This is a genomic window from Shewanella fodinae, assembly GCF_014651955.1.
GTDB classification, from domain to species: domain Bacteria; phylum Pseudomonadota; class Gammaproteobacteria; order Enterobacterales; family Shewanellaceae; genus Shewanella; species Shewanella fodinae.
The window spans coordinates 188269-201163 of record NZ_BMXW01000003.1; the positions used below are offsets into that span (position 1 = coordinate 188269).

General features: G+C 51.1%; 14 protein-coding genes. 6 read left to right on the forward strand and 8 right to left on the reverse strand.

The window, feature by feature from the left end; genetic code table 11:
* Nucleotides 1-2: 2 nt before the first annotated feature.
* Nucleotides 3-332 (reverse strand): hypothetical protein, encoded by a 330-nt coding sequence (locus tag IE064_RS04745; protein ID WP_189616857.1) that lies wholly within the window; start codon nucleotides 330-332, stop codon nucleotides 3-5.
* A 182-nt stretch (nucleotides 333-514) separates the two neighbouring features.
* Between IE064_RS04745 and IE064_RS04750 the strand changes: the two genes are divergently transcribed.
* Entirely contained in the window at nucleotides 515-1087 is a 573-nt protein-coding gene (locus IE064_RS04750) for a YbhB/YbcL family Raf kinase inhibitor-like protein (protein WP_189616858.1), read from the forward strand.
* A gap of 119 nt (nucleotides 1088-1206) precedes the next feature.
* On the opposite strand, the gene IE064_RS04755 is transcribed toward IE064_RS04750, so the two are convergent.
* Together IE064_RS04755 and IE064_RS04760 are read right to left on the reverse strand one after the other, a co-directional pair.
* Entirely contained in the window at nucleotides 1207-1761 is a 555-nt protein-coding gene (locus IE064_RS04755; protein WP_189616859.1) for an NADPH-dependent FMN reductase, read from the reverse strand.
* Nucleotides 1762-1844: 83 nt separating this feature from the next.
* On the reverse strand, nucleotides 1845-4175 hold the full coding sequence (locus IE064_RS04760) for a glucosidase family protein (protein WP_189616860.1): 2331 nt from the start codon (nucleotides 4173-4175) through the stop codon (nucleotides 1845-1847).
* A gap of 189 nt (nucleotides 4176-4364) precedes the next feature.
* On the opposite strand from IE064_RS04760, the gene IE064_RS04765 reads away from it, so the two are divergent.
* The gene (locus tag IE064_RS04765; RefSeq protein ID WP_229799857.1) at nucleotides 4365-5723 is read left to right on the forward strand and encodes an MFS transporter; all 1359 of its coding nucleotides are present in this window, start codon (nucleotides 4365-4367) and stop codon (nucleotides 5721-5723) included.
* On the opposite strand, the gene IE064_RS04770 is transcribed toward IE064_RS04765, so the two are convergent.
* Nucleotides 5720-6154, reverse strand: a complete 435-nt coding sequence (locus IE064_RS04770) for a YhbP family protein (RefSeq protein ID WP_189616861.1) — start codon at nucleotides 6152-6154, stop codon at nucleotides 5720-5722. The two genes, IE064_RS04765 and IE064_RS04770, sit on opposite strands and share 4 nt — an antisense overlap.
* 85 nt (nucleotides 6155-6239) lie before the next feature.
* Nucleotides 6240-7370 (reverse strand): 5-methyltetrahydropteroyltriglutamate--homocysteine S-methyltransferase, encoded by a 1131-nt coding sequence (locus IE064_RS04775; RefSeq protein WP_189616862.1) that lies wholly within the window; start codon nucleotides 7368-7370, stop codon nucleotides 6240-6242.
* A gap of 206 nt (nucleotides 7371-7576) precedes the next feature.
* Between IE064_RS04775 and IE064_RS04780 the strand changes: the two genes are divergently transcribed.
* Nucleotides 7577-8224, forward strand: a complete 648-nt coding sequence (locus tag IE064_RS04780; protein ID WP_189616863.1) for a histidine phosphatase family protein — start codon at nucleotides 7577-7579, stop codon at nucleotides 8222-8224.
* On the opposite strand, the gene IE064_RS04785 is transcribed toward IE064_RS04780, so the two are convergent.
* The 3 genes from IE064_RS04785 to IE064_RS04795 form a co-directional block, all read right to left on the reverse strand.
* Nucleotides 8181-8459 carry a hypothetical protein gene (locus tag IE064_RS04785; RefSeq protein WP_189616864.1) on the reverse strand — a complete coding sequence of 93 codons (279 nt, stop codon included), beginning with the start codon at nucleotides 8457-8459 and terminating at the stop codon, nucleotides 8181-8183. The genes IE064_RS04780 and IE064_RS04785 overlap by 44 nt on opposite strands.
* An 11-nt stretch (nucleotides 8460-8470) precedes the next feature.
* Entirely contained in the window at nucleotides 8471-9424 is a 954-nt protein-coding gene (locus IE064_RS04790) for a sensor domain-containing diguanylate cyclase (RefSeq protein ID WP_189616865.1), read from the reverse strand.
* 449 nt (nucleotides 9425-9873) lie between these two features.
* Nucleotides 9874-10425: an outer membrane beta-barrel protein gene (locus tag IE064_RS04795; protein ID WP_189616866.1), complete on the reverse strand. Its 552-nt coding sequence runs from the start codon at nucleotides 10423-10425 to the stop codon at nucleotides 9874-9876.
* A gap of 469 nt (nucleotides 10426-10894) precedes the next feature.
* On the opposite strand from IE064_RS04795, the gene IE064_RS18290 reads away from it, so the two are divergent.
* The 3 genes from IE064_RS18290 to IE064_RS04810 all read left to right on the forward strand — a co-directional run bounded on the left by IE064_RS18290 (nucleotide 10895) and on the right by IE064_RS04810 (nucleotide 12858).
* Complete coding sequence (locus tag IE064_RS18290) at nucleotides 10895-11140, forward strand: hypothetical protein (RefSeq protein WP_189616867.1); 246 nt, start codon at nucleotides 10895-10897, stop codon at nucleotides 11138-11140.
* A gap of 394 nt (nucleotides 11141-11534) precedes the next feature.
* Nucleotides 11535-12389, forward strand: a complete 855-nt coding sequence (locus IE064_RS04805) for an AraC family transcriptional regulator (RefSeq protein ID WP_189616868.1) — start codon at nucleotides 11535-11537, stop codon at nucleotides 12387-12389.
* A 58-nt stretch (nucleotides 12390-12447) separates the two neighbouring features.
* A complete protein-coding gene (locus IE064_RS04810) occupies nucleotides 12448-12858 on the forward strand; it encodes a DUF2000 domain-containing protein (protein ID WP_189616869.1) in 411 nt (136 codons plus the stop codon).
* Nucleotides 12859-12895 lie beyond the last annotated feature (37 nt).

Below are 12895 nucleotides of genomic sequence, written 5' to 3' on the forward strand. Positions count from 1 at the left end.
AATTAACAGCGCTGCTGCATCCGCAGAGTTTTCAGCCAGAAGAGTTCTTGGCAATGATTAGTAAACGCTTTACGCTGAGGGGTGATCCTGATATCTGCCGGGGCGCTGACAACCGTGTAGGTACTCCAGCATTCGGCACACAGTTGCTCATCTTCGACATCATCTTTTTCATACTGATGTTGCATTACCACACCATCGGCGAAGTGATACCGGGTATCAATGGCAGTCACCGTCACACCATTATCTTGATACGACAAATCCCGCTGCTGTTGCCCTACAATCACTGCGCTGCGCTGGTGAATAGCATCGATGTAGTGAGCCAGAGACGTCATTCTGTTACCTTTCTATATGTGATTCAGCAAGATAGTCTTGCTGTCTGAGCAAAATTAGCAGACGATGATACACCAAGAATTAAGTTTGGGGCGTGACCGATGCCTGCGCTTAGCAGGTAAGCTTTTAATCACCGTCACCGCCCACAATGGTTAGGATTCAATTATTGCTATCTGGAGTACCTATGAAAACCATCGCATGTATCTGTGCCAGTCTATCGCTGCTGACCAGCTCACTCTTTGCCGTCCATGCCGACGAGTTTACTCTGAGCAGTCCTGATATTAGCCCCAACGCCACCATTCCTGCACGTTTTGAGGCCAATACCTTTGGTTGCCATGGTGACAACCAATCGCCAGAACTGCGTTGGAGTGGCGCGCCGTTAGCGACCCAAAGTTATGCTCTGACAGTTTACGACCCAGATGCGCCTACTGGTTCTGGTTGGTGGCACTGGATGGTTATTAATATTCCCGCGACCACAACGCATCTGCCTGCCAATGCCGGGGCTTTGGGCGATAAAGGCTTACCACCGGGAGCCAGCCAGGTTCGCATCGACTATGGCGTCAAAGCCTGGGGTGGCACTTGTCCACCGGTGGGCGATAAACCTCACCGCTATATTTTTACCCTTTATGCGTTGAAAACCGCCAAGCTGGAAGTCCCAGCCGAGGCTACCGCTGCTGTAGGTGGTTTTATGATTAACGCCAACGCAATTGCCAAAGCCAGCTTCACCGGTTACTACGGTCGTGCGGCGCGGCAGTGACACTTAACACTGATGGCATCGGTATACCTTTGCCCGATGCCGTCAGGCAACTACCACACGCAACACACCGCCGTGCATACATCGTCAATTCGACGTCTATTCAATAATGGATGGTAAAATCAATGCGCGGCAAAATCGGCAAACGCCTGTAATTGTTTACCTAAAAACTCGCGCGTCGCGGCATCGGTGAGTTTGCCTTCACTGATTTTCCCCATCGCCTGCCCTATCATGGCTTCTGGCTTGTTCATCACCTTAGCATCAAAAAATACCAGAATTTGCCGCAGGTGATACTGCATCCGCGCGCCACCAATCACGCCAGGAGAGGCACTTTCAATCATCACAGGCTTGCCGACCAAAGGCTGTGGCGATACCCGCGATAACCAGTCGAGGGCATTTTTCAACACCCCAGGGACAGAGTAATTATATTCAGGAGAGACAATAATCAGCCCATCGGCTTCAGCAATCATAGACGCCATCTGTAGCACTGCCTCGGGAAAACCCTGAGATTCCTGCACATCGGCGTTATACAGCGGAAAATCACCAACAGAACCCAAAGGCGCAATTTCTACATTGGCAGGTGCCAGTTGCGGCAATGCCCGAGCAACTGTGGCATTCAGAGAATCCTTACGTAGACTGCCCACCAGCGTGACAAACTTTAGGGGGTTTTCACTCATAAACCTGACTCCATGTTAGCGGCTCGACTTAATCGCATCATACGCTGGAGCCAGGGGCACTGTCACACTGTTCTGTTAAACGCTTATGCGAGCAACGCCTGCAGCGAAACGTTGCCTCGCAACCCTTTAAGATTGAAGCGGTCACCCGCAGGCCCCTGCGGCAATAACACCTGGTCGCCCACCTGCAATTTTTGCCAGCGTTTTCCTTGCGGCAATCGCAGCGTCAACCACAACGCCTGCGGTTGTCCTTCTGGCAGTGCCAGTTTGCCATCAAGCCGCTGTAACTGCGGATCATATTGCAAACTCAGACCAGTTTTACCCCACGGTGTGGGCACCGGCTCACAAGTCACTGGCTTGCCACTGAACAACCAGGCATGGGGCAGCGCTTTGGCCAAATGCAGTCCATGATCATCATCAAATACCAACGCCCAACGCAGCAATAACGGTATTGTCAGCTGTGCGGGCATACAAAATAATGGCATACCCCCAGTGATATCGGTCACCTCGCCCGCCGTCCAACTTCCTGGCGTATGGGCATGATAACGATGGGCGTACATAAACAGCAGATACTCATCCACTCGCCCGAGTGACAACAACTGCCGCGCATAACCGTATGAGATAAAGCCCAGCAAATTACGCTCGTGCTCGTTGGCGGCGGTGATATTCGCTACCACCCCGATGCTGGTGGCACCATAGGCGCGCATACAGTTAATCACCAAGTGCGACAGCTCAGCTGGCAACACATCCGCGTGCAGCAACTCTGCATAGGCGCGATGCGGCCAGCCCTGTTCGCTAGGGTTTTGCTGCGCTAGCGCCTGACGAAACGTCAATTTGGCCCCAGGAAGTGGGCCAATGTAAGGGGGCTGCATGTCGTGGCGAATGTTGGCACGAATGCTCTGCTCCAGCCGCGCATGCAGTTGTTTAGCGCGCTGTTGCCAGTGTTGCGCCAGTGAACGTTCACCGCCTAATTTGCCCCAAATGGCGGCAATATCATTCAGCCCCCGCACCGTCATGGCACTGTTAGCAAAATAGGGCTTCCACCAGATAGCGGGATCTTCAAACAGGCAAGCATCGGATTCATTCCAGCCGTGGATCAGCCCATAGCCCGGATCGTCCTGTGGCAATTGCAAACTGACATCATGCAGTTCCAGCAAAATACTGGCAGTGGCCGCAATTTTGTGGCGATGCTTCTGTAGCAGGGCTTTATCAGCGGTGTAACGGTAGTAGCGAGCCAGTAGCGACAAGGTCAAACCGAACTGGGCGGTTTCGGGGCCGCGCATGTTGATCATGCCGTCATCGGCGACAAAATCGCTAAAATAACCATCCAGCACGGCAGCCGCCTGCGCAAAACGGCCCCACTCTAGATTGGCATACAGTGAACTGGTGAAGGTATCCTGAAAGCCGTCGTACTCCTGCCCATAATAATCGCGATCCACTGCGCCGTACTTCGGGTAGACACCGTCAGGACGCACTATTTGCTCGCGGGCAAAGGCAAACTGCACCATATCGCCCCAACTTTGATCGGGTAAGGTGACGCTGGCGCAATCGTGCAACAATTGCTGCCAATAGCCGCTAAAACGCAGCAATGCCCGGTAAAAATCGGCGGCCGCCGGTGGCTGTCGTCTCGGCGGATAAGCGGGATAGCTGTAACCATAATGCACTTCGCTGACTTTGCCATCTTCAATCAATGCGGAACGATGCCAGGTCTGGGTGATAAAACGGTCGGTGGCATCCACATCGGCAAATACCAGCAGGTCATAGTAGCGGTTGTGGCTGATTGGGATCACTTTATGGACTGCCGGTAACCAACCCCCTAACAACCCTTCATAACGTTTAGCCGCCAGCGCATCGTCACCGCAACCCTTCAGCACCTGCCGCGGATGATATGTGCGGGTGCGGCCGTTGGGATAAACCATCATGGTATCGTCACATTGACGGGTCCCAATAAAACTGTTCCAAGGCAAACGACCACCATAATCTTCAGCATTGAGCTTGGACGCCAATGGTGGCGCCACGCTGCGCACTTGCAGCTCGTCCGGCTCACCCTTTGCGAGCAGTTTATCTGCCAGTAAATCCGCATCTGCCATCGCGACTTCTGCCAATGACATGCCTAAATAGTATGGCTGGTCGGTGGCGAATGTCGCTTCCAGGCGTTTGCTCAGCATTAACACTTGTTGACCATGACACATCGCCAAAGCACCGTCAGGTTGCCGCAGATCTTCATATACCGACCAACTCAGCCCTAGTTCCTCAAATTCACCTATAGGGGTAAACCCTTCAAGTTGCGATGGCGTCAGCGCTTGTAGTCGCGGACTGGCGGCCAGCTCCGGTTGAGAAGTCGCCGCCTGCAGCCTGCCCACAGCCACCGCGGCGGTGGTTAATGCCACAGATTGTAAAAAGTGCCTTCTGTCCATCTGATCTCCCCGAATGAATGGTTGTATGCGTCAATTGCTATCTAACGGGAAAACCCCGCACAGGTGCTTTATTTAGTAAGCGTTAACATGATAATTTTATATCGTATACCATATAAAATTGACCAATTGCAACATCAAATCCCTCCCAGCTGTTTGGTTGGCCCCCATTGGGGTTGTGTGGTGTGGTAATTGGGGAAAAGCCCAGATTCCGCTATCATGCGCTTTTTGCCAGTCACTACTGGCGGTCTTAGCATTGGACAAGGCATGTCAGAACAGCTGCAAACCGTTCCATTTTCTCTGCGCGATTACCGCATTGTGGCGCTATCAGTGCTCGGTGGTGCGTTGGAAGTCTATGACTTTATTATCTTTGTGTTTTTATCGGTGACCATCGCTGATGTATTTTTCCCGCCCTCAGTTCCAGAGTGGTTAAGACTGGTACAAAGTCTGGTGATCTTCTCAGTCGGCTATCTGGCGCGGCCACTCGGCGGTATTGTGATAGCGCATTTCGCCGATAAATTTGGCCGCAAACACATGTTCAATTTCACGGTATTGTTTATGGCAATGCCCTGTTTGCTGATTGGTGTATTACCCGGATATGTCACCATTGGTATCTGGGCTCCGTTACTGTTGTTGCTGGCGCGGATTGTTCAAGGGGCAGCGTTGGGCGGTGAAGTCCCCAACGCTTGGGTATTTGTGGCAGAACATGCACCACAACAGCATCGCGGTTATGCTTTGGGACTACTGCAAGCAGGGCTGACTTTGGGCTACATGCTGGCGGCATTAACCGCTACATTAATCACCCGCAATGTGTCCGATGCCGAGTTACAACAATGGGCCTGGCGTATCCCATTTATCATTGGCGGTATCTTTGGCTTTATTTCGGTGTGGCTAAGGCAATGGCTCAGCGAAACACCGGTATTTATGGCGTTACAAAAGGAACAACAATTAGTGCAAAAGCTGCCGCTGTCTGCGATATTTCGTCAGCACAAATATGCGGCGCTACCCGCAGCACTGCTGACGGCTATGCTGGTGTCGGCGGTGGTGATGACGGTCGTAGTTACACCCATTGCGCTGCAAAAATTTTATAAGATGGATGCCGCAACCACCTTTGAAATCAGCTGTATCGCCATTTTGTTCCTAAATGTGGGCTGCGTAATAGCCGGTAAACTGGCAGATTTGCTGGGGCGCTGGCAAACTGTTGCGCTCTATAGCGTATTGCTGGCTGTTGGCACCTCGGTGCTGACACTGGTGCTGGATGCTCCGCCAAAAACCTTACTGTTGGGATATGCCATAGCCGGGCTCTGTAGCGGTATTATCAGCGCGGTGCCTGCCATCGTGGTGCAGTTATTTCCGTCTGCGGTTAAAGTCACCGGAATTTCGCTGGTGTATAACCTGACCTATTCTGTCTGCTCCAGCATTATGCCGCTGGCGCTGCTGGCATTACTGCATGCACACCGCTGGGGCATGGCAGTGTTTGCCTGGGGCATGATGTTGCTGGGTCTGGCAACGGCCTATCTGTTCCGCCATGTCAGATGTTACAGTGATTAAATTGGTTGCCGTTGCCACTGGTGTTTTTTGCCGAACCCCAAACGGTTATCCACCATTTTTACCGTCTGCAACTGTAACTGCCACAGCGGTGCGGACTTGAGTTTAGCGATGGGGAAACGCTGACAGTAACGCGCTTTGATTGCCGCTATCTCAGCTGCAGCGACTTTAGCGGCAATGGCGGTAAACTGAATGCCCTGAATGTGCAGCACTGCTTCTGTTTGTTCGGCAATAGTACCTGCAACCTGCGCATTAGCTAGCATGGCTTGCGTGTGGCGGCTGTCGTCGGCGGTCATCAGATAGCAACACATGGTGGCGGCATCAAATACATAAAAACAGCTGGCACACCACAAGCCTTCTTGATCCTGAGTACAAAGCGTTAGCACATGTTGCTGTTGCAAATATTGGGTGATGGCTGCTGTCGCGGCGGTCATTATGACTCCGACCTCAATGAAGATACGCCATCATAAAACACAACCGCCACAGTCCCCAACACCTCACACACCAATGCGGCGGACGTTAAGCATCGCCCCAGACTTCGTTTGCAATGTCCACCACCAGTGCCAGCTTACGGCGCTGTTCGTCAAAGGCGATGTTATTGCCATGCACGGTTGAAGAGAAACCACACTGTGGCGACAGCGATAACTGTTCTAACGGTGCATAACGGGCAGCTTCATCAATACGGCGTTTGATAGCATCTTTTGATTCCATCTGCCCAAATTTACTGGTGATCAGCCCCAATACCACGTGTTTGCCTTTGGGCAGAAAACGCAGTGGCCGAAAATCACCCGAGCGCTCGTCGTCATATTCGAGGAAAAACGCATCCAGTTCCATTTTGGCTAACAGTGCTTCCGCCACCGGCTCATAGTTACCTTCGGCCGCATAAGTGCTGCGGAAATTACCGCGACACAAGTGAATGCCCAAGGTCATGCCTTGAGGTTTATAAGCCACTACCCGGTTAATAAAATCGGCGTAGCGATACGGCAGTTCATTAGGGTCATCACCGCGACTACGCGCCGCTTCACGCATTTTTTCGTCACACAGATAGGCCAGATTGGTATCGTCCATCTGCACATAACGGCAACCCGCATCCGCCAGTGACTGCAACTCGGCGCCATAGGCTTTGGCCACGTCTTCATAGAATTCAGGCGCCAGTTGTGGATATGCCTGCTGGCTGATCCCGGCCCGACCACCGCGAAAATGCAGCATGGTGGGCGAAGGCAAAGTCACTTTGGGCACCAGCGCGCTACCTAATGCTTGGGTCTGTTGTTGCAGATATACAAAATCTGCCAATTGGATATTCTTCACATGGCGTACTTTGTCCATCACCTTAATAACCGGCGGTGCTAATTCCAAACTGCCGTCGTCACGAGTAATAGTGCGCGGTTCTTCACTGACAACGCCGCCTAACTGCCGCAAGAAATCTACATGAAAGTAGGTGCGCCGAAACTCACCATCGGTGATCACTTTCAGCCCCACATCCCGTTGCATGCCAATCACCTCGGCAATGGCGCGATCTTCCACTTGTCGCAGTTGCGCCGCATCAATGCCACCGCTGGCAAACGCCGCTCGAGCTTGTAACAGATAATCCGGGCGTAAAAAACTGCCAACATGCTCGGCGCGAAAAGGCAACGGGACAACTGAACTCATGGTTCCTCCGACGAGGGTAGAAAATTCAAGACCAGCACATGTTAGCACCGGCGCTACAACTCGGGGCAGCCATAGCGTTGCAGATATCGACTTAGTTGAATAAGTTTCAGCAACTGCCACGTTGATCATGAAAAACTTTCAGCAGCAGCGGGTATTAGCAATAGCGGCCACGTATGGCTTGACCTGAGCACAACGGCGGCGGCACTATGCAGCTTTTAATCAAGATATACGCGCTAATGCCTGCCGAACTTTATCTCTTGCGTCATGGTCAGACCCGTTTTAATGCCGAGCGGCGCCTGCAAGGACAATGTAATTCACCACTCACCGCCCTAGGCGAACGTCAAGCCTATGCCATGGGCGTTACCCTCAAACAGCACATCCGTGATATCCGGCAGTGGCAAGTTGTCAGCAGCCCCCTAGGGCGGGCGCTACAAACAGCGGAGCGGGTTTGTGCTGGTCTTGGTATCAGCAGTGAACATATCCGCACCGATGCGCGCATACAGGAAGTCGGATTAGGGCAATGGGAACAGTGTCATATCGACGAAATTCTGGCATCACAGCCGCAACTGCAACAACAGCCAGACTGGTATTTAAAGGCACCACAAGGGGAAGAGTTTGTGGCCATCCGTTTGCGTCTCAACCATTGGCTGGCAGGACTGCACGCCAATGACAGACTGATAGTCATCAGCCACGGCTTGACCGGCATGATACTGCGGGCATTGTTGTTACAGTTGCCTTACGAAGAGATCTGGCAACTGGAACGGCCACAGGATGCGTTTTACTATTATCGACACGGCGATCTACAAAAGCTCAACGTCGCGCCTGACCTGCTTGAATTAGCCGTGCATCAATAGCACTCAGCAGCCGCGCAATAAACTCATTATCCTCGGAATTGTGGCAACCGCTATGTGCATGGCACAAACATAAATCGCCTAGCAACACCTTACTGAGATCGTTGCGGCAACACGCCTGCCACAGCTGTGCGGCAGCGGCTTCTGGCGAATGCTCATATCGGCGTCGTTGCAACCACAAAAACGCAGCTACTCGGTACTGGGGTGATGAACGACTAAAGATAAAATCCCAATCCATAATCGTTGCATTCAGTTAGACAAGTTAACCCGATCGCGGCCATCTTTCTTCGCCCGGTACAGTGCGGTATCGGCGGCAAACAGCAGCGCTTCTGGCGTACGGAACTGACCATTGACCTCAGCGGCAATCCCCTGACTCACGGTGATCCCCGATTTGCCCGCCAATTCCCCACAATTAATCTGCGAAATCCGCTCACGCAAGCCTTCGGCAATAGTCTTAGCCTGCACACCATTCATGCCCGGCAGGATCAGTGCAAACTCTTCACCGCCATAACGCGCGGCCAGACAATCTTCATCGGGCAAGGCCTGTTGCAACGCATAGGCCACCTGCTGCAAACAACGGTCACCCTGAATATGACCAAAACGGTCGTTAAACAGTTTGAAGTGATCCACATCCACAATCACTATCGAAATTGGGTCGCGCGTTGCTGTGCATTGTTCCCAAAGTTTCTGCAAGGTCTCAAAAAAGGCACGACGGTTTGCCAGTCCGGTTAACGCATCGGTACACGCCAGTTGATGCAACCGCTGGATTTCGGCTTTTTGTGCTCTCAAATCTTGAAAAGTCGCCAGCAAACAAGGTTGTTTTACCGGCATAAACGACAGAGACATATTCACGGGTACCGCGGTTTCATTGATATCTATCATCATTTCTGAGGCACTGTGCACCAATGCTTGCGGATCACCGTACTGCTCAAAACAGTTACGATAAAAAGCTGACCACGGCGCGGCCAGAAACGAGTGTAATTGCTTACTTACTAGCATCTCGGTGGTGGATGCAAATAACGATAGCGCCGCCTTATTGGCATAAACCACTGAGCCTTGTAAGTCCAACTGCAACGTGGGTTGCTGTAGCCGCTCCAATAACAGTTGCAGCAGGTCTACTTCATTAGCAGCTTGTGCAATTCCCGCGGGTATCACCTCGTCAACGATAGTGATAGACGGTTTTGAGTTTGATTGTGAAGACATCGTCTTTCTCCCTGTTATTCATGCCTGGCAACAGACACAGTTTTCAGGGTTAGGCTACAAACTCCGCTCGGCAATTACCTTCTGCCAACCTTACCGTGCAACATACTGATATAAATAGCTTTATTTTTTATGACTAAAGCAGCAACACACAGCATTTTCCATTAAATAGGCGTAATTTTGACATCCCAGACTTGCCACATATCAAAAATCATTAGGCTGGCTTGCCCATATATAGATACAACACGGTTGTGGTTTTGTGGGTAAAGTTCACCAAAGCGGAAGTACACAATTTTTGAGAGCGCAAGGGGTTTGATAATGCAAAGGGAAGAAAACAGCCAATATTGACGGCGGATGATGGATGAGGTGCCACAGCTGTTTGTCGGTTAAACCACCTGAATACAGGCCCAAATATGCTGTTAGCGCATCGGGACTGTGTCCACCAAACTCAACTAGAACTTATAACCAAAACCAATGGTCACTGAGCTGATATCGTAAGGATCATCAGCAAAGAAATGGTTGTACGCCAGCGTAGTGAAATAGCGGCCATAATCGGCTTTTAGCCCAATACTGGCAACGGGTTTATATTCGTTATCTGACGCTGAACCCGATAGGGAGAAGCCATCGCCAACATAGTTCACCTCCACTTTGGCATGCAGATAGCTGTAACCCGCTTTTACAAAACCCTGCACCGTTGAGGTAAATGGGTAACTGGCTTTCATTGCTACGTCTATGGCATAGACGTCAATATCAATACCATCGTTACTGCTGGGCCAATAATGGAAATCTGACTCCACTGCCCATGTGGCATTTAATGGAATACCCGCGGTAACACCATACACAGCTTTGTTATCATCGAGGCCGTCTGTCAGGTTTGTGCCATAACCGACGTTAGCTGCCAGATAGAACTGACTATCAACGCTCTGAGATGACTCATCTGCCACCGCCGCAAATGAAAGCAAACCCGCGATTGGAATAAATAAAGCAATCTTGCTGTACTGCATGAAATTTCCTTATATCAATAACTATCCATCTAGATAGGCCGCAAATACTAGCAGCCCCCGTGAAGATGTTAAACAATGTTGAGCTTAGCTATTGATAAAAATCGCAAAATCAGCAATGAGCTATCTGTAAATCGTCACGTCAAGAGAGTTGTTGGGGGTTATTGGGACAGTGGGGTTATTGGCGGGTTATTGGGACAGCCATTAATTTGCAGTGTTGATGAACAAGCAAGCACTGTTAACTTGCATGATGTAAGTTGATTTAAATCCCATCCGTGCCGGGATTGCCGACAGCATTGTGAACTCAGATTTCACTTCTATTCAAACACGGATTAAAGAGTAGCAGCAAAAAGTCCAGCCAGATAACCCCACATCACCGCACAAAACCACACCATTAAAACCGCTATTAGATTTTGACGGTGCTACACACACAGCCACACAATCGGGCATTCCATTCCACTTTGCTGATTACTTGGAGCTGATTGATTGGACCGGCCGCGCTGTCCGCACCGACAAACGCGGCGCTATTGCCGAAACAGCACCCAAGCTATCACAACAATTGAGAATAGCGTCAGACGCTTGGATGCACAGTGCTACCGAATTCAGCAAACAATACGCTCGCGCTTGTGGCAGTTGGGCGGCTATGTGTGAATTCAAAACCCGCCAAGGTGGCAAATGGTGTCGCGGTAAACAATACAGCAGTGAGCTATATCAGTAACACATAAAACTCATCTTCTTGTCAGTACTGAGTGAAACCTGAACGACGTTTCACAAACTTCGCACATCCAAAATTTATCAATCGCGCAAAATCCGGACTCAGCCAGCTACTTACCGAGGCACAACACCCCTCGTCTTCTATCAAATCGCCATAACGCGGAAGAAAACCGAAAAAAAGAAACAACCACACAAACAAATGGTGGCTGTCCCAATTATTTTATTTTCCGAGCATAATGACCCGGCTCATCGCTGGCTGCGCGAGTGCCTGCGTTGAGGTGTGTACGAGGCAGTATGCTATGTTAAATGCAATGGCTGGTGTCGTTGTGGTCAACGGACAATAACCACCAGCCTGTTTTATTCCAAAGTGGGCATGGTTATCAACCAAAGGTGTGCTAATGGGCAGTGTTAACAGCAGACACAACCAGCAGGATTGGGTGGATATTCGCCATGATGGCGAAACGGGGATTGAAACCATCCAGGCTCATTTTACAGGCCATGCCTACGATCCTCACGACCACGATGAACTTTTGTTAGGTGTAACTCAGCAGGGGTTACAACGTTTCCAGTGTAACCGGTTTGTGCATACCAGTTGTCCTGGCCGGGCTATTCTGATTGAACCGGGCGCGATGCATGACGGCCATGCAACGCAGCCTGAAGGGTTTACTTATGCCATGATCTACCTGCCGCAACCCTGGGTTGCCACCATGATGCAACGGCGCAAAATGGGCGATATTGCTGGTGTGGGCGCTGCGTTTCGCCATACGCTCACCGATGATCCTCATCTGATAACGGCCATCAGCCAGGCCTGGTGTTCGATGCATTATGGCGAAGGTCGGTTGGCCCGTGATGAGCATCTGGATAATTTGATGACGCTGTTATCTGCGCATCTTGCCCTGCGGAAACCTTCAACCATGAATGCTTCTCTGGTACAGATGAACCGGGTCTGTGAGTATTTGCGCGAGAATATGGCTCAGGATATCGGGCTGGATACGCTTTCCCGTGAAACCGGGCTGGATCGCTTTCGTCTGAGCCGGCAATTCAAAAAGGCATTTGGTCAGTCACCTCACGCCTGGCTTGTACGCCTGCGTTTACGCACTGCCCGGCGTATGCTGGCGCAGGGGATGACGCCGGTTCAGGTTGCTTCACTGGTTGGTTTTGCAGACCAGAGCCATCTGGGCCGGTGGTTCCAGCGTGCTTACCGGGTGTCTCCTGCGGCATATCAACGTAAGTGCACAAACGTTCTAGACTGACAGCCCCGCATTTTTCGAACATAGGCCTTCACGAAAAACAGATGGAGACCGGGGTGTAATGTTTGATACTAAAATAGCTTTTATTGTGCGTAATGATCTGGCTGTGTGGCAGCGGTTAAATGTGGTGGCTTTTCTGGCGACGGGTATTACAAGTGCTGCGCCGGAAATTATGGGAGAAACCTATATTGATGCAAAGGGCCATCACTATGGCAATATTTCTCGCCAGCCGATGCTTATTTTCGAAGCGGATCTGGCCGCTTTACAGCGTACCCACCGTAAAGGGCTGGAGCGGGAACTCACGCTGATTCCTTATGTGCACGCTATGTTCTCAACTGGCCATGACGCTGACAACCGTGCGGTATTCCTGGCGGAAGACCCGGAGAATATGAACCTGGTTGGCATTGGGTTATTCGGGCCGAAGAAAGCTGTAGATAAAGTGGTAAAAGGGCTGTCACTTCATCAAGGATAAACAGCAAACCTGACCCGCCAGTGTGGTTACAACGCCT

Coding starts and splice junctions, on each gene's coding strand:
- IE064_RS04780 (WP_189616863.1), top strand. CDS start 7,577: ATGCAGCTTTTAATCAAGATATACGCGCTAATGCCTGCCGAACTTTAT.
- IE064_RS04760 (WP_189616860.1), bottom strand. CDS start 4,175: ATGGACAGAAGGCACTTTTTACAATCTGTGGCATTAACCACCGCCGCG.
- IE064_RS04755 (WP_189616859.1), bottom strand. CDS start 1,761: ATGAGTGAAAACCCCCTAAAGTTTGTCACGCTGGTGGGCAGTCTACGT.
- IE064_RS04775 (WP_189616862.1), bottom strand. CDS start 7,370: ATGAGTTCAGTTGTCCCGTTGCCTTTTCGCGCCGAGCATGTTGGCAGT.
- IE064_RS04745 (WP_189616857.1), bottom strand. CDS start 332: ATGACGTCTCTGGCTCACTACATCGATGCTATTCACCAGCGCAGCGCA.
- IE064_RS04805 (WP_189616868.1), top strand. CDS start 11,535: ATGGGCAGTGTTAACAGCAGACACAACCAGCAGGATTGGGTGGATATT.
- IE064_RS04770 (WP_189616861.1), bottom strand. CDS start 6,154: ATGACCGCCGCGACAGCAGCCATCACCCAATATTTGCAACAGCAACAT.
- IE064_RS04790 (WP_189616865.1), bottom strand. CDS start 9,424: ATGTCTTCACAATCAAACTCAAAACCGTCTATCACTATCGTTGACGAG.
- IE064_RS04750 (WP_189616858.1), top strand. CDS start 515: ATGAAAACCATCGCATGTATCTGTGCCAGTCTATCGCTGCTGACCAGC.
- IE064_RS04795 (WP_189616866.1), bottom strand. CDS start 10,425: ATGCAGTACAGCAAGATTGCTTTATTTATTCCAATCGCGGGTTTGCTT.
- IE064_RS04785 (WP_189616864.1), bottom strand. CDS start 8,459: ATGGATTGGGATTTTATCTTTAGTCGTTCATCACCCCAGTACCGAGTA.
- IE064_RS04810 (WP_189616869.1), top strand. CDS start 12,448: ATGTTTGATACTAAAATAGCTTTTATTGTGCGTAATGATCTGGCTGTG.